16 protein-coding genes are annotated in these 15,445 nt (G+C 65.8%); 8 read left to right on the forward strand and 8 right to left on the reverse strand.

Annotated features, from left to right (window positions below; all coding sequences use genetic code 11):
• Positions 1–25 precede the first annotated feature (25 nt).
• Entirely contained in the window at positions 26–484 is a 459-nt protein-coding gene (locus AC522E_RS18545) for a CAP domain-containing protein (protein ID WP_500747704.1), read from the reverse strand.
• Between the two features lie 141 nt (positions 485–625).
• Here AC522E_RS18545 and AC522E_RS18550 point away from each other — a divergent pair, with 141 nt between their 5' ends.
• Both AC522E_RS18550 and recQ read left to right on the forward strand, forming a co-directional pair.
• Positions 626–1,891 (forward strand): BaiN/RdsA family NAD(P)/FAD-dependent oxidoreductase, encoded by a 1,266-nt coding sequence (locus tag AC522E_RS18550; protein ID WP_500747705.1) that lies wholly within the window; start codon positions 626–628, stop codon positions 1,889–1,891.
• A complete protein-coding gene (recQ, locus tag AC522E_RS18555; protein ID WP_500747706.1) occupies positions 1,888–3,690 on the forward strand; it encodes a DNA helicase RecQ in 1,803 nt (600 codons plus the stop codon). The genes AC522E_RS18550 and recQ overlap by 4 nt, the downstream gene beginning before the upstream one ends.
• Before the next feature lie 104 nt (positions 3,691–3,794).
• Here the strand turns inward: recQ and AC522E_RS18560 are convergent, their stop codons facing one another.
• The gene (locus AC522E_RS18560; protein WP_500747707.1) at positions 3,795–3,995 is read right to left on the reverse strand and encodes a hypothetical protein; all 201 of its coding nucleotides are present in this window, start codon (positions 3,993–3,995) and stop codon (positions 3,795–3,797) included.
• 14 nt (positions 3,996–4,009) lie between these two features.
• Between AC522E_RS18560 and AC522E_RS18565 the strand changes: the two genes are divergently transcribed.
• Positions 4,010–4,333 (forward strand): YnfA family protein, encoded by a 324-nt coding sequence (locus AC522E_RS18565; protein ID WP_500747708.1) that lies wholly within the window; start codon positions 4,010–4,012, stop codon positions 4,331–4,333.
• 300 nt (positions 4,334–4,633) lie between these two features.
• Here AC522E_RS18565 and AC522E_RS18570 read toward each other — a convergent pair whose 3' ends face one another.
• Positions 4,634–6,907: a heavy metal translocating P-type ATPase gene (locus AC522E_RS18570; RefSeq protein WP_500747709.1), complete on the reverse strand. Its 2,274-nt coding sequence runs from the start codon at positions 6,905–6,907 to the stop codon at positions 4,634–4,636.
• A 123-nt stretch (positions 6,908–7,030) separates the two neighbouring features.
• On the opposite strand from AC522E_RS18570, the gene AC522E_RS18575 reads away from it, so the two are divergent.
• Together AC522E_RS18575 and AC522E_RS18580 are read left to right on the forward strand one after the other, a co-directional pair.
• Complete coding sequence (locus AC522E_RS18575) at positions 7,031–7,447, forward strand: MerR family transcriptional regulator (RefSeq protein WP_500747710.1); 417 nt, start codon at positions 7,031–7,033, stop codon at positions 7,445–7,447.
• Between the two features lie 406 nt (positions 7,448–7,853).
• Positions 7,854–8,537, forward strand: a complete 684-nt coding sequence (locus AC522E_RS18580) for a Spy/CpxP family protein refolding chaperone (RefSeq protein WP_500747711.1) — start codon at positions 7,854–7,856, stop codon at positions 8,535–8,537.
• A 58-nt stretch (positions 8,538–8,595) separates the two neighbouring features.
• On the opposite strand, the gene AC522E_RS18585 is transcribed toward AC522E_RS18580, so the two are convergent.
• Both AC522E_RS18585 and AC522E_RS18590 read right to left on the reverse strand, forming a co-directional pair.
• Positions 8,596–8,841: a hypothetical protein gene (locus AC522E_RS18585; RefSeq protein WP_500747712.1), complete on the reverse strand. Its 246-nt coding sequence runs from the start codon at positions 8,839–8,841 to the stop codon at positions 8,596–8,598.
• Positions 8,842–8,880: 39 nt separating this feature from the next.
• Positions 8,881–9,357: a DUF305 domain-containing protein gene (locus tag AC522E_RS18590; protein WP_500747713.1), complete on the reverse strand. Its 477-nt coding sequence runs from the start codon at positions 9,355–9,357 to the stop codon at positions 8,881–8,883.
• A gap of 514 nt (positions 9,358–9,871) precedes the next feature.
• Here AC522E_RS18590 and AC522E_RS18595 point away from each other — a divergent pair.
• The gene (locus AC522E_RS18595) at positions 9,872–10,129 is read left to right on the forward strand and encodes a heavy-metal-associated domain-containing protein (protein ID WP_500747714.1); all 258 of its coding nucleotides are present in this window, start codon (positions 9,872–9,874) and stop codon (positions 10,127–10,129) included.
• A gap of 11 nt (positions 10,130–10,140) precedes the next feature.
• The gene (locus AC522E_RS18600; RefSeq protein WP_500747715.1) at positions 10,141–10,614 is read left to right on the forward strand and encodes a DUF411 domain-containing protein; all 474 of its coding nucleotides are present in this window, start codon (positions 10,141–10,143) and stop codon (positions 10,612–10,614) included.
• Positions 10,615–10,661: 47 nt separating this feature from the next.
• On the opposite strand, the gene AC522E_RS18605 is transcribed toward AC522E_RS18600, so the two are convergent.
• On the reverse strand, positions 10,662–11,666 hold the full coding sequence (locus AC522E_RS18605; protein WP_500747716.1) for an HAD family hydrolase: 1,005 nt from the start codon (positions 11,664–11,666) through the stop codon (positions 10,662–10,664).
• A gap of 167 nt (positions 11,667–11,833) precedes the next feature.
• Between AC522E_RS18605 and AC522E_RS18610 the strand changes: the two genes are divergently transcribed.
• On the forward strand, positions 11,834–12,676 hold the full coding sequence (locus AC522E_RS18610; protein ID WP_500747717.1) for a S1 family peptidase: 843 nt from the start codon (positions 11,834–11,836) through the stop codon (positions 12,674–12,676).
• A 75-nt stretch (positions 12,677–12,751) separates the two neighbouring features.
• Here AC522E_RS18610 and AC522E_RS18615 read toward each other — a convergent pair whose 3' ends face one another.
• Complete coding sequence (locus AC522E_RS18615; protein WP_500747718.1) at positions 12,752–14,443, reverse strand: arylsulfatase; 1,692 nt, start codon at positions 14,441–14,443, stop codon at positions 12,752–12,754.
• A 15-nt stretch (positions 14,444–14,458) separates the two neighbouring features.
• Positions 14,459–15,436 carry a formylglycine-generating enzyme family protein gene (locus tag AC522E_RS18620; protein WP_500747719.1) on the reverse strand — a complete coding sequence of 326 codons (978 nt, stop codon included), beginning with the start codon at positions 15,434–15,436 and terminating at the stop codon, positions 14,459–14,461.
• Positions 15,437–15,445 lie beyond the last annotated feature (9 nt).

A 15,445-nucleotide genomic window follows, 5' to 3' on the forward strand; every position in this document is an offset into this window, starting at 1 on the left:
AACGCCCCATATTGTATCCGTGATCCTATTGGCCGAGAACGAGAGCCCAGTAGCGTCCGTAGCGGCTGTTCGAATCGGCCCGGGCCAGCCCGATATAGCGGGCCTGCGGCATCAGGAGGTTGACGTTGTGGCCGGCAGAGGCCTGCCAGCGCTTGATCGCCGCATCGACCGAGGAGGCACCGGCCGAGAGGTTTTCCGCGGAATAGCCCCGGATGCCGAACTCGTTCATGCGGCTGCTGAAATTGCCGTGGCTCAGGGTTCCCGCCGCGGCAACGGCCCTGGCCTGGTGTTCCGCCGCCTGGTTCAGGCGCGGATCAACCGCTACCGGACTCAGGCCCTTGGAGACCCGGTAGGCTGAAATCAGGGCGGCAGCGGCGGCCGCATCCTTCGTGGAGCTCGACAGGACCTCACTCGTCCGCGGAAGGTCGCTGGCGCAGCCGGCGAGCGCCAGCACGGTCAGAAGACAAAGGAAAAACGCCCGCATTGGAATCCCCTTGGCGGCGTTCGACGCCGCTCCCCTTGAAAAAACCCGTCATGCCGGTCATGTGGAGCACGACCGGACCGTCCCGCTGCATGCCATGTCGTCGGTCGAGGGTCCAGAATGCCTCCCGCGTCAGCTCATCGCATGCCTCCTTCCTCCTCTCGTGCAGCCGTCATCGGCGGAGGCCCCGCGGGCCTGATCGCCGCAGAAGTTCTGGCAAAGGCAGGGGTGTCCGTCACCGTCTACGATCACATGCCGTCCGTGGGCCGCAAGCTCCTTATGGCAGGGCGGGGAGGGCTGAACCTCACCCACAGCGAGGACTTTGTGCGTTTCGCAGGCCGGTATGCCGAATCGGAACCCGCCCTGCGCCCCCTGCTCGAAGCCTTCGGGCCTGGCGATCTGCGCGCTTGGAGCCACGGGCTCGGGCAGGAAACATTCGTCGGGTCGAGCGGGCGGGTCTTTCCCAAGGCCTTCAAGGCCTCGCCGCTTTTGCGTGCCTGGCTCGGACGCCTTGACAGGCTCGGGGTGCGCTTCGCCCTGCGCCATCACTGGGACGGCTGGGATCCGCAAGGACGGCTCGTCTTTTCGCTTCCCGGGGGAGAGGCCGCTTTCGATGCACCCGATGCCGTGATCCTCGCACTTGGTGGCGCCAGCTGGCCGCGGCTCGGGTCTACCGGGGACTGGACCGCGATTCTCCAAGAGCGCGGCGTCACCGTGACGCCTCTGCGCCCCGCCAATATGGGCTTCGCCATCGCGTGGTCGGAGGCGATCCGAAGCCGCTTCGAAGGGGAACCCCTGAAACGAATCGCGCTTGATTTCGGCGGCCGCCATGTCCGGGGCGAGGCCATTGTCACAGCCCATGGAATTGAGGGTGGCGCCGTCTATGCGCTCTCAGGCCCGCTTCGGGATGCCATCGCCCGGGATGGACGCGCCACCGTGCGGATCGACCTGCGCCCGGATCTCTCCGTCGACAGCCTGGAGAAGCGGCTCGGCGCCCCACGCCGCGGACAATCGACTTCGACATTCCTTCGCAAGTCCGCCGGTCTTTCGCCCCTCGGCGCCGCCCTCCTGCGCGAGGGTGATGCCACTCTCCCCACCGAGGCCGGCGCCCTGGCGCGGCTGATCAAATCCGCGCCTCTTGTCCTGACGGGAGTCCGGCCGATCGAGCGCGCCATTTCGACGGCGGGCGGCGTCCCCTTCGAGGAACTCGACGATACCCTGATGCTTCGCCGTCTGCCCGGAACCTTCGTGGCCGGGGAAATGCTGGACTGGGAGGCCCCGACCGGCGGATATCTGCTGCAGGCCTGCTTTGCGACCGGCGTCGCAGCAGCCAGAGGCGTGCTCCGGTACTTGCGGATTCCCGATGCCGCATTGACCGAATCCGGCCCGTCAGTCACACGGCAATCGTGATCGATCCGCAACAGATTCTCCACGACGTCTTCGGTTTCCCCTCCTTCCGCGAAGGGCAGGAGGAAATCGTGCGTGCCGTTCTCGGCGGTGAGGACGTCCTCGCGGTCATGCCGACGGGCGCCGGCAAGTCCCTGTGCTACCAGCTGCCGACCCTGGTGCGGCAAGGCCTGACCCTGGTGGTCTCGCCACTTATCGCCCTCATGCGCGACCAGGTCGCGGCCCTGCGCCATTTCGGCATCGAGGCGGGCAGCCTCAACTCCGCCAATGACGCGGAGGAGAACCGCCGCGTCACGGACGCCATCCGCGATAGGCGCCTGCGCCTGCTCTACGCCTCGCCGGAGCGGCTGGCGAATACGAACGCGACGGAATGGCTCGCGCGGGCCGGAGTCGATCTGCTGGCCATCGACGAGGCCCATTGCGTCTCGCAATGGGGGCACGACTTCCGACCCGAATACGCCATGCTCGGCGAGGTCCGCCGCCGCCTGGGAGGCGTCCAGACCATCGCGCTGACAGCAACCGCGGACGTGGCGACGCGGGGCGACATCATGGATCGCCTGTTCGAGAGCGAGCCGCGCCTTTTCATCCATGGCTTCGACCGGCCGAACCTGCGTCTCGCCATGCAGGCAAAGGAGAACACCAAGCGCCAGCTCTTCACCTTCCTCGACAAGCATCGCCACGAGAGCGGCATCGTCTATTGCTCGTCCCGCGATGCGACGGAGAGGCTTGCGGATTCGCTGTCGCAGGCCGGCTATCGTGCCCTGCCCTACCATGCGGGCATGGCCCAGGCCGAGCGCGCCAGGAACCAGGACATCTTCCTGCAGGAAGACGGCATCGTGATGGTGGCGACGGTCGCCTTCGGCATGGGCATCGACAAGCCCGACGTGCGCTTCGTCGCCCATGCCGCCCTACCGAAATCCATCGAGGCCTATTATCAGGAGATCGGCCGCGCCGGCCGCGACGGCGCTGCCGCCGACACGCTCACCCTCTACGGGCTCGACGACATGCGCCTGCGTCGGCAACAGATCGAGGACAGCGAATCCTCTGACGAGCAGAAGCGCGTCGAGCGCCAGCGGCTCAATGCGCTCGTTGCCTTGTGCGAGGCGCCGCACTGCCGCCGCCAGACGCTGCTCGCCTATTTCGGCGAGAGCACGGAGCCTTGCGGGAATTGCGATCTTTGCATTGACGGTGTGATGTCTTTCGACGGCACCATCGAGGCGCAGAAGCTTCTCTCCGCCATCGTGCGCACCGGCGAGCGCTTCGGCACCGAGCATCTCATCAGCATCCTTGTCGGCGAAGAGACCGATGCAGTACGCCGCTTCGGTCATGCCCAGCTCAAGACCTTCGGCGTCGGCGCCGACCGCTCGAAGACCGAATGGCGCTCGCTGCTACGGCAGATCTATGCCGCCGGCCTCGTCGGACTGGAGCTTGCGGAATACGGGCGCTGGACACTGACCGACAGGGGCGTCGCCGTGCTCAAGGGTCAGGAGAGGATCGAGCTGCGCTCCGACGTGCTGATGAAGCCGCGGGAACGCCGCCGCAGGCGCGCCGCCTTCGAGGCTCATGCCGCGGTGCCCGGCGACGATCCGTTGCTGCTGGAGCTGAAGGCGCTGCGCACCCGCCTCGCGAAGGAGGAGGGCGTGCCGGCCTATGTCATCTTCTCCGACCGCAGCCTCATCGACATGGCGGCGAAAAAGCCGCGTTCGACGAGGGCCTTCGGCGAGATCCACGGCGTCGGCCAGGCCAAGCTCGACCGCTATGCGGACGCGTTCCTTGCGGTTCTGAAGGACCATGCGGCCTAGAGGATCGTGCAGACCCGGAGGCCTGCGTCTGCAACCCGATGGGCCACGCTCTTGAAATGCGATCCGATGGTCTGCATGGAATGATGCACCGAATTCCTTGCGCGTCATTCCGGGACCGGGACGCGCGCCTCGCTGCGGACCGGACAAAGCACCTCGGTGGCGTTTCTTGCCGCCAGCGGCATCCTCGTCCACTCCGGAATGGGCAACGCACTGGAGGCTTGGCTCGTCTCCATCATGCCCGCCTGGCAGACCGAACCCACGACGCGCTTTTCATGGCTGACTGCTTGGCAATCGGGACGATCCATAACAGGGTCTTCCCATGACGATTCTTGCATATGCCGGCGCTGCGGTCGCCGAGATTGCGGGTTGCTTCTCCTTTTGCGCCTGGCAGCGCCTGGGCAAATCCATCTGGTGGCTCGTTCCGGGGGGCGCTTCGCTCGCTCTCTTCGCCTACCTGCTGACGCTCGTCGACAGCGATGCCGCCGGGCGGGCCTATGCCGCGTATGGCGGCGTGTACATCGTCGCCTCCCTGCTCCGGCTTTGGGCCATCGAGGGCGTCCGGCCCGACCGGTGGGACCTCATGGGCGCCGGCATCTGTCTCCTGGGAGCCGCGATCAACCTTTTGGCGCCGCGGACGGCCTGAGCACCTGCAACTCGCTGTCAACATCGCGGTGCTGTTGCTCGGGCGAGCGTTTCGCCTTCGTAGCGCGTAACGGATGACTCATATCCGCAGGCGGGATTCCGGAGCCGCATGCGTTCACCGCCCGCGTGCGGCCCGATTGCGCCTTTGTGTCTTGTGACGAAAGAGCTGCTCGTCGATACGCCCGAGGCTCCGGACCATCGGTGGCTGACGGCCACGTTCATCGACGGTCTCCTTGTCCCTCTGCAGGTGGAAGAGAGGATCAGCTGGACGCCGGGCCAGATGCTGGAATGCTGCAGGGAGTTACACCTTCCCTCCAGCTCGGAGCAACCGCATGGCGTTGGCAGTGACCAGCACCGTCGCGCCGGTGTCGGCCAGGATCGCCGGCCACAGGCCGGTGATGCCGAGTATGGTCGTCACCAGGAACATGGCCTTGAGGCCGAGCGCGATGGCGATGTTCTGGCGGATGTTGGCCATGGTGTCCCGTGACAGGCGGACCATGCGGGCAATATCGAGCACGCGCCCGTGAAGGACCGCGGCATCGGCGGTCTCCAGCGCCACGTCCGTACCGCTGCCCATGGCGATGCCGACGTCGGCAGCGGCCAGGCCCGGCGCGTCGTTGATGCCGTCGCCGATCTTAGCGACCACATGGCCGTTGGCCTGCAACTCCCGGACGATGGCCTGCTTGTCCTGCGGCAGCAGGTCGGCCCGGGGCTCGATGCCGAGCCCGGCCGCGATGGCCGTCGCCGTGCGCCGGTTGTCGCCGGTGACCATGAGCGTGTCGACGCCGGCCCGCCTCAGGGCCTCGAGTCCTTCCTTCGCATCCGGACGCGGCTCGTCGCGCATGGCGAGTACGCCGGCAACCTGGTCGCCCGCGAGCAGCACCGAGACGGACTTGCCCTCTTCGTTCAGCCCGGTGATCAGGGCGGTCTGCTCGGCCGTGAGCGCCACCTTCTCACCGGCCGCGTTGGGCGAGCCGAGGAAGAGCGCGACCCCGCCGACGCTGCCGGTGACGCCCTTGCCACCAACCGCCCCTGCATTCGCAGCCGGCGGAACCGGCACGCCGGCCTCCGCCGCTTTCGCCAGGATCGCCGTGGCGAGCGGATGGCTGGACCCCGTCTCCAGAGCGGCGGCCAGGGACAGCACCTCGCGCTCCGCGCGGGCGACCGGGACAATGTCGGTCACCTTCGGCCTGCCCTCGGTCAGCGTGCCGGTCTTGTCGAGGGCCGCCACGGTTATGGTCCCCAATGTCTCGAGGACGGCCCCGCCCTTCATCAGAAGGCCCCGCCGGGCGCCCGCCGCCAAGCCGGCCGCGATAGCCGCCGGCGTCGAGATCACGAGCGCGCAGGGGCAGCCGATCAGCAGGATCGCCAGGCCCTTGTAAATCCACTCGCCCCATGGCGCGCCGGAGAGCAGCGGCGGCACGACGGCGACGAGCGCACCGACGACGAGGACAGCGGGGGTGTAGTAGCGTGAGAAGCGGTCGATGAAGCGCTCGGTCGGGGCCTTGCTCTCCTGCGCCTCTTCCACGAGGCGCACGATGCGCGCGATGGTGTTGTCCTGCGCCGCCGCCGTGACGCGCACGTGCAGCGCGCCGTCACCATTGATCGTGCCGGCGAAGACGGTCTCGCCGTCGCGCTTGCGCTTGGGCACGCTTTCGCCGGTCACCGGCGCCTCGTCGACGGAACTCTCGCCGGAGACAATCTCGCCATCGGCGGGAATCCGGTCACCGGGGCGGACCAGGATGACGGAGCCGACCGTCAGGCTCTCAGCCGGGACTTCCTCGGTCTTGCCGTCGCGCTCGATCATGGCCGTCTTGGGCACCAGCTTGGTCAGGTTCTGGATGCTGGCCCGGGCACGTCCCGCGGCGACGCCTTCGAGCAGCTCGCCCACCAGGAACAGGAACACCACCATGGCCGCCTCCTCGGTGGCGCCGATGATCACCGCGCCCACCGCCGCGATGGTCATGAGCATCTCGATGGAGAATGGGGTGCCGAAGCGAGCCGCCACGACGGCGCGGCGGGCGATCGGCACCAAACCGACCGCCATGGCGAGGACAAAGGCCCAGTGCCCGGTCTCCGGCAGCAGCTGGCCGATGACGTAGGCGGCGACGAGCGCCAGGCCGCAGGCGATGGTCAGGAGGCCGCGCCGGCTCTTCCACCACGGGCCATCACTCCGGCCATGATCGTGCAGGTGCCCGTGCAGGCCTGCGGAGGCCCCAGCATCATCGTCATGCTTGTGACCATGATCGGGGTCATGGTGATCATGAACGTGGCCGTGCTCGTGATCATGATCGCAGCCGGGGAAATGCTCGTGGCCCTGGTCTTGATGGCTCTTCCGCCGGACGTCCGCCGGCTCCTGCCCAGTGACCTTGTACCCCAGCGTCGTGATCCTTTTGGCGAGCGCGGCCGGGACGACCGTACCATCGTGGTCGACCGTCACGGTGCCGGAGGGGACCGAGACGTTGACGCCAGCCACGCCCGGGGCGCGCCGCAGAGCGGTGTCGATCTTGGCCGCACACGAGGCGCAATCCATCCCGGTAACCCGGTAGCGGGTCCTCTGCTCCTTCGATGACATGGTCTCAGGCCTCTCCTCGGGAGTGTCGGGCACACTGCACGCCTCACACATCACAAACCTCTTCACTTTGATTCGGATGCACCGTACATCCTCTAGCGACTAGAGGTTCAAGAGGCTTTTGTGATGAATCTGACGATTGGCAGCCTGTCCCGGCAGACCGGGGTGAAAGTGCCGACCATCCGGTACTACGAGCAAATCGGCCTCCTGGCTGAGCCGGTCCGCACCGAGGGCCAGCAACGGCGCTATGGCTCCGACGCGGTCCAGCGCCTCAACTTCATTCGCCACGCGCGCGAACTCGGCTTTGAGGTCGAGGCCATCCGGCAGCTCCTCAGCCTTGTAAGCCAGCCGGACCGTTCCTGCGGCGAGGTGCACGAGATCACCAAATCCCATCTCGCTGAGGTCAACGACAAGATCGCCCGCCTGATGGCCCTGCGCGATGAGCTTGAGGCCATGGTGAAGTGTGACCATAAGCGGATTTCCGAATGCCGGATCATCGACGTTCTGGCCGATCACGGGAAGTGCTGCTACGCCGCACACTGACTGATCCGCTGCATTCCCGGCCGCGGGACGAAGCGCATCGGAGCGGCTTCATCGAAACGGCTGCATGTCTGGTCCAGGTCACGACCAGGAGATTAGGGCAAAGAATGGCACGTCCGCCTTGCTCCAGTAAGCTGACGAAGATCTTGGAACAAAGGCTCAGCCTGGGGTTTTGTCGGTGGAACGGCGAAGGTTCACGGGTGGCTTCGCTCCATGCCGCTCTCCCAGGCCAGCGAAATCGGCAACGCCATCCGCCCGTGCACGGCCAAACCCTGATCCGTTGCTGGTGGGCCAAGATCACCGCCTGCTCTAACCTCTTCGGGACCGTAGCGCTCGATCACAAGGGAAACGGATAGCGCATCCATGCATTTCCCAATCCCGAGAGTCGGGTTCAAAAGGAGAGCCTGCCATGAAGACGCCCATTCTCGCCGCCGCCCTGATCACCCTCGCCGCACCGGCCCTTGCCCTGACGCCAGCCGACCATGATCGGCGCCACCCGGCCGTCACGGCCGTAGCCCAGGCCCAGTTGACCGTCCCGGCGCAGTCTCAGGCAGCACCCTCTCAGTCCGGTATGCAGATGCCCATGGGCCAGATGATGGGCAGAGGAATGATGGGCGGGCCCGGCCGGGGCACGATGGGTCGGTTCTCCGCCGAGGACATGAGCGCCTTCATCGACGCCCACATCTCGGCGATCCACGCCGGGTTGAGGCTCACCGCGGACCAGGAGAAACTGTGGCCGCCTGTCGAAGCCGCGATCCGGAATCTCGCCACCCTTCACCTCAGCCATATGCAGGCCATGCGTCAGACACGCGGGATGATGGCAAGGGATCCGGTCGGCCTGCTCCGCGCCATGGCTGACCGGATGAGCCAGGGAGCGGATGCGATCCGCAAGCTCTCGGACGCGGCATCACCGTTATATGCAACACTCGACGAGGCTCAGAAACGACGGCTGCAGGTGCTCGTCCGCATGGGCGGCCGCGGCATGATGGGGCAAGGGATGATGGGTCGAGGAATGATGGGCCTCGGCGGCCCCATGATGCGTGGCGGGTCCGGCGACGATGATGACGCCGACGACAGCCAGGACAACCGCTGACTCCGCGAACCGGATACGGCTCTGACCGGGCACGGGATGACCGGGTGAATTGCGGTGTCTATTCCTGCGTGGGGCCCCCTTTGAGAGCCAATCGCGCGAGCTCGGTCGCGGCCTTGCGAACCTCGTCTTCCACAAAGTCGTCGACGCTCACGCGGGCCGGCGACACGGAGGGCTCCGACAGGCGGCCGTTTTCAATCGAGAAGGTGTAGACACGCCCGTCGGGCGTGAAGGTCAGCATGAGCTTGCCGCCGTCGCGCTCGAGGCGGAAGTCGTCGGTCCTCGGTGATCGCGTCTGGCTTTGCATCGCCTCTCTCCGTGGTGGTGGGCATAGACGCCATGGGTTCTAGGAGGCATCGGCGGACGTCTTCCGGCTGCCGTTCTCCAACGCCCGGATGAGGGCCTTCATCTCATCGATCTCCCGGCGCTGGGCACTGATGATGTCGTCGGCAAGCTTTCTAACGCGCGGGTCGGAGATATTGGCCCGCTCGCTCGTCAGGATCGCGATGGAGTGGTGCGGGATCATGGCCTTCATCCAGGCGACGTCGCCGACCGTGTCCTGGCTGCGGACGAGGTAGAGGGCGATCGCGAACACCGCCACGCTGGCGAGGAAGATGGCGAGATTGGCCTTGGTGTTTGCATACATGCCGAGCATGAAGGCCAGCATGATAATGGCCATGGTCGCGCCCATGATCAGGGCCATGTAGGCCCTCGTCTGGCTCCAGTAGATGTGATCGGCGCTGTAGACGTTCAGGTACATCAGCCCGAACATCACGACGGTGGACGTCACGATCATCACGCCGAAACGCACGTACTTGGACATGTCGTTATCCTCCTTTTTGAGGCTCGGTGTGGATCAGGCCGCCATCCGGCAGCTCTTGGCACGGCGGCGCCACTGGTCGACGCGCTCCCGCATATCGCCGATCTGCTCGAGGCAGTCGGTCACTGCCAGGCCGAGGCGGGTCTGAGACCAGCGCAGGGACTCGACGATCCCGCATCTCTTGGAATATCTGGTGCATAGGGTCTCCCTCAATTCCAGGCCCAGTGAGGTCATGGCCCGTGAGGGCACGGCGCCTGACGCGCGCCGGGCGTGTCCCATGGCGGGCGGAAGCCCACACCGGAGCATGCGCCAGTATCGCGACCGTCAGGAGACGGAATGTGAGGCGAAGACAGGCCACAACACCTTCCTGGGGCCACTCCGCCAACGGCAGCGCCGCGGTTCGGTTCCCAGGAGAGCGAACGCCGCCAAGGCCGGGTTCGCGAAACAAGCGCTTGACCTTGCCATCGTGGGAAGGTGCAGGAAATGCCCATCGTCATCCCGAACTGGAGAGCACACCATGTGCGGATGCAGCACCTACCAGACCCAGTCCATCCAGGCCGTCGGCCGTGATCCGTCCACTCTTACCCTGCGGGTGGAGGACATGACCTGCGGCCACTGCGCGAGCGCGATCAAGAAGGCCATCGAGACCGGATTGCCGGGCACACGCGTCGAGGCGGATCCGGCCTCCAAGCTTGTATCCGTCGTCGGCAGCACCGATTTGCGTTCGATCAACGCGCTCGTGAGCGAAGCGGGCTACACCCCGTCCGCCGCCTGAAGGAGGATTTCATGCTCGACCGCCGCCGTTTCCTGACCGTCCTCGGCGCCGCGGGCGCAGTCCTTGCCATGAGGCCCGCCTTCGCCGAGGCGGGTCTGCCGAACGTCCTGGTGAACAAGGACCCGTCCTGCGGATGCTGTTCCGGCTGGGTCGACCACTTGAAGTCCGCCGGTTTCCCCGTCGCAGTCCGGGAGACGCCGGAGATGAACCGGGTGAAGGACCGGCTCGGGGTGCCCGATGATCTCGCCTCCTGCCACACGGCCGAGGTGGAGGGCTACGTGATCGAGGGGCACGTGCCCGCCGACGCCGTGAAGCGCCTGCTGGCCGAAAGGCCCCAAGCCAATGGGTTGGCCGTTCCGGGAATGCCGATGGGATCTCCAGGCATGGAGATGGCGGGCATGGCGCCGGACACCTATGACGTCGTGCTGTTTGGGCCCTCGGGCCGGACCACATTCGCGCGCTATCTGGGCACTCGCCCAGTCTGATCCTTGCTCACTTGTCTCCTGTCGTTGCGGTGATCCTCATCGCACGTTCAGGGGGATCTCGGTTCGAAGGCGAACACCGTCCTCCAGTCCCGCTTCATGTCGACCACGGTCCACCCTTTTGCAGTGGCTTCATCGAGCGCCTTGTCGAGCTGGCCGATATGCGAGGCTCTGTCATAGGCCCATTCACGGTCGCCGTCGGTGTGGTGGACGATGCCCATGAAGCGGCGACCGTCTCCAGCCGCCGTCCATTGCAGCATCTGGTGGTCGCCGTCGGAGTTGCCGAAGGCAAGGATCGGCCGGCGCCCGATGAAGCGATTGATTCCGACCGGCTTGCCCGGACCGTCGTCGACGAACTCGACTTTGCCTTCCTTGATGAGCTCCGGCCTGCCGTCGGCGCCTGTCTCGAATTTCGTCACGGCGGACGATCCCACCACCTGCTCTGGCGGAATACCATAGGCCCGCTCCGCGAAGACGCGCATGAACTCGACACCGCCGCCGGAGACGATGAAGGTCTTGAAGCCGTTGGCGCGCAGATAGGCGAGGAGTTTGAGCTGCGGTTGATAGACGAGCTTGTCGTAAGGCTGGTTGAAGCGCGGATGGCGGGCCGAGGCCAGCCAGTCCGATACGATCCTGGCGAACGCGTCCGTCGTCATGCCGCCGTGGCTGGCAGCCACGACTTCGAGGACTCCCTTCTCGCCCGATGCGGCGAATGCCTTCGCGTCGCCCTCGATCACCGCCTTGAACGGCTGTGCGTCCTGCCACTCGGGGTGCTGCGGTGCCAGCGCCTTCACACGGTCAAACGCGAAGGAGAACTGGAAGTAGACCGGCTGCTCCGCCCAGAGCGTGCCATCGTTGTCAAAAACGGCGATACGCTCGGCCGGCGGCACGAAGCCGGGACCGTCATCGCGCGTGACGTCCCCGACGAAGTCGACGATGGCCTGCTTGACGGGACCGTTGTTCCAGGATGGCAGCGGATCGGGTTGTGCAGCCGCCGCGGAGATCCAGGCCATGAACAGGGTGAGAAGTCCGAGCCGGTACAGACGAAGCGACATGGATGCCTCCTTTGCCATCGCCTGAACAGATGCCAGGCGTGTGAAGCTCTATCGGCCACGCTGGAACCGCCCCAATCGATCCTGAGTTGAGAGGGAACTCCTGGATCTGTTGCGTCGGCGTCGCCTTCGTTGTTCCGCAGTTCCAGCAGCGGACAACGGGGAAATGCATGGGTACGCCATTGCAGGTCCGGGCGAAGCTTTGCGCCGCCGGTCTGGCGCTGCTTCCAGTCATTGGCTTTGACGGGGCCACCGTGCGGGTTGAGGCGCAGGAGCCTGCCACCCCCTGTGTCGACTCGTCCGGGTTGGCCCGTTCCGTTGTCAGCATTGCCTGGTATTACGACAAGCCGAGGCCGGGTGGCGCAGGCAAGGAAGTCATCGGGGAGCGCGCAACAGCCTGGTTCTATGCCTCGCCACGAATCCTCGTCACCGCAGCGCATTTCGCCAACGAACTCCCCGCTGAAGGATGGCAGGATGTAGAACTGCGCCAAGCCACGCGAGAGGGCGAGCCGGACACGATCACCCAGGCCAAACTGCGCGTCGTCGTTCGGGGACGATCCGCTGAAGGTCAAGCGAGCGGAGCCAGGACGGCAGAGGATGTCGCAATCCTCGAATTGCAGGAACCCTTCCCGGAGGCGCAGATGCTCGATATCGAGCTGCAAACGCTGCCAAAAGGCGCGACTGTTCTTGTTCTGGGCTATCCCGGCGGAAGGATGCAGGCAGCACGCGGAATCATCCGCACGACCGACGATCCCGCCGGCAGGTTTGCTGGCCTGGCGCTTCTTGAGGTTCAAGGGTCCAACCGCCTCCTGTTCAACGGCGGCACCTCCGGGGCGCCGGTGCTCGACTGCCGGCAGGGCCACGTCGTCGCCATACTCAATGGCCTCCTGACAGGACCTTCGCTCCCGTTCCTCCCGCCGGGGCACTCGGTGATCCCGACCCCCTGGGGCAGCCCGACCAACACAGCCGTTCCCGCATCCTCATTGACTGCTTTCCGCAATCGGATCCTGTGACGGGCGGAGGGCACGGAATCGCCTCGGGAACGAGCGCCCTTTCGCGGGGCGCCCGCTACCATCCGGGTTGCAGGCCTAGTTGGCCTGGCGCGACTGCACAGATCTCTCGATCTGCTCCTTTACCGCCTCCATGTTGAAGCTCCCGCCCTTCTGCATCGGCGGGAACTCGATGAAGCTCTGGGCGGCCTTCGCGACCTCCTGCTGCACGAAGACGTAGCGCCAGAACTCGTAAGCGTACCAGTTGTAGTAGCCGAGCGATCCGATTTTGCCGTCAGGCATGCCCGTGCGCTCGTAGGGGTCCAGCCGCAGATTGACCAGGATCGGCCAGTCGACCTTCTGCGTCGCACCCAGCCAGCCATTCGGCTGATCGGTGAAGCGGTACTTGAAGTCGTCTATCCGCACTGCGCTCAGCGTCGACTCCGTGAGATAGTAGATCTCGTGTCGCTTCGACGGGCCCTGGCCGGTGATGAGAGCAGTCTGGTCGTAGCCATCGAGATGGACCTTGTAGGTCATGTCGCCCATCTTCTTGCCGGCCTTGAGCTCGTCGGTGATGCCCGAGTTGCCGGCCGCTGCGACGAGGGTCGGGAACCAGTCGAGACCCGATATGATGCTGTTCTCGACCTTGCCCACGGGCACCTTGCCGGGCCAGCGGATGATCGCCGGCACGCGGAAGCCACCCTCGAGCGCGGTTCCCTTGCCGCCGGCGAACGGCGTCTGGCCGCCATCGGGCCAGGTGAAATTCTCGGCCCCGTTGTCGGTCGTGAAGACCACGATGGTGTTGTCCGCAAGGCGATTGTCGTCCAGGTATTTCATGACCGAACCAACGACGTCATCGAGCTGCGCCATCCCGGCCTCATAGATGCTCCAACCGTTCTCCGGCGTGCGCATCGCCTGGTACTTTTCCGACAGATGCGTGATGACGTGCATCCGGGTCGGATTGAGCCAGACGAAGAACGGCTTGTTCTCGCCGCGGGCCTTGTCGACGAACTTCAGAGTGGCATCGAGAATCTCGTCGTCGACGGTCTCCATCCGCTTCGGACAGAGCTGGCCGGCATCCTCGATCCGCTGCTTGCCGATCCGGCCCCAGCGGGGTTGCTCGCTCGGATCGTCCCGGTCGGTCGCAAAGGCGTGGATCATGTTCCGGGGACCGACCGTGTCCCGTAGCGCCTGCGGATAGGTCGGCTGGCAAGGATCCTCCATCGCATCCAGGTGATAGAGATAGCCGAAGAACTCGTCGAAGCCGTGCACGGTCGGCAGGAAGCGGTTCAGGTCGCCGAGGTGGTTCTTGCCGAACTGACCGGTGGCATAGCCCATCGACTTGAGCACCGTCGCGATGGTCGGCGCCTCGTCCGGCATGCCCAGGGGCGAGCCGGCCTGCCCGACGGTAGTCAGTCCGGTGCGGATCGGCAACTGTCCGGTGATGAAGTTGGCACGTCCGGCTGTGCAACTCGCCTCGGCGTAATAGTCGGTAAAGCGCATGCCCTGGGATGCAAGCCGGTCGAGATTGGGCGTCCGTCCTGACATTATGCCCTGGTTGTAGGTGCCGATGTTGTTCCAGCCGATGTCGTCGCCCATGATGAAGATAATGTTCGGCCGGGACGGCGCCTGGGCGGCGGCCGGCGTCAAGGCGGTGGCGGAGATGAGTGCGGTGGCGCCGAGAAATGCGGTCCGCGACGCGCTGTACGCACCGGCGAACGCCCCCTTGAGCCAGGACTCGTGGTTTGTGGTAGCCGGCTTCGGCGCCTCCGTGGGAACTCCGTGGTGCATGAGTAGCCTCCTCTTTCAGGTCTCAAGGGACTCTCGCCTGACACACCGGAAGCCGATGTGGCTCGTCGAGGTGTCGATGGGCTGGGCGTGGCGGGCAGCGGGCCGGTAGCGGCGGCAGTAATTCTCGGCGCAGAGGTGCGATCCGCCTTTCAGCACCCTGCGCGGAATCCGGATCTTCGGCTGGCATGGATCGAAGCTGTCCTGCTCGCGTCCGCCGCGCGGATTCTCGGGGATGCAGCACGGCCGCGCGGCATCGGCCGGATGCCTGGGCATGTAGAAATCGCTCGTCCACTCCCAGACGTTGCCGATCATGTCGACGAGGCCGTAGCCGTTCGGCGGGAACGTACCGACCGGCGTGGTGCGCTTGTAGGCATGAGGCGAGAGGTTCTGGTGCGGAAACCGGCCATGCCAGAAGTTCGCCATCTGCCGCCCGTCCGGCTCCAGCTCGTCGCCCCAGGCGAACTCGGCCCCGTCGAGCCCGCCTCGGGCGGCGACCTCCCATTCTGCTTCCGTCGGCAGGCTCTTGCCGGCCCAGGCCGCGTACGCCTCCGCGTCGGCGTAGGCGACATGGACCACGGGATGGTCGTCGAGACCCTTGATCGAGGAGCCAGGGCCGTACGGCCTGCGCCAGGTCGCTCCGAAGCGGAACGTCCACCATTGGCTCCAGTCGTTCAGAGTGACTGGATGGTTCGGCGGGGTGAACACCAACGATCCTGCCCGGAGCATGTGCGGCAGCGCGCCCGGGTAATCCTTCGGATCGGGAGGCTTCTCCGCGACGGTGACGTGGCCCGTCGCCGCCACGAAGCGGCGAAAATCCCGATTGGTCACGGGCGCCCGGTCGATCCAGAAGCCGTCGACGGTGACCCGGTGAACGGGCGCCTCCTCGGGATAGTGCTTGTCCGAGCCCATCCGGAACGTGCCGCCGGCAATCCAGACCATGCCGGACCGAGGGTCGGCATCGGCGCTCAGCTCGTGACGCTCAAGAGACGACATGGCGGCGTC

The organism is Microvirga sp. BF8, assembly GCF_059888585.1.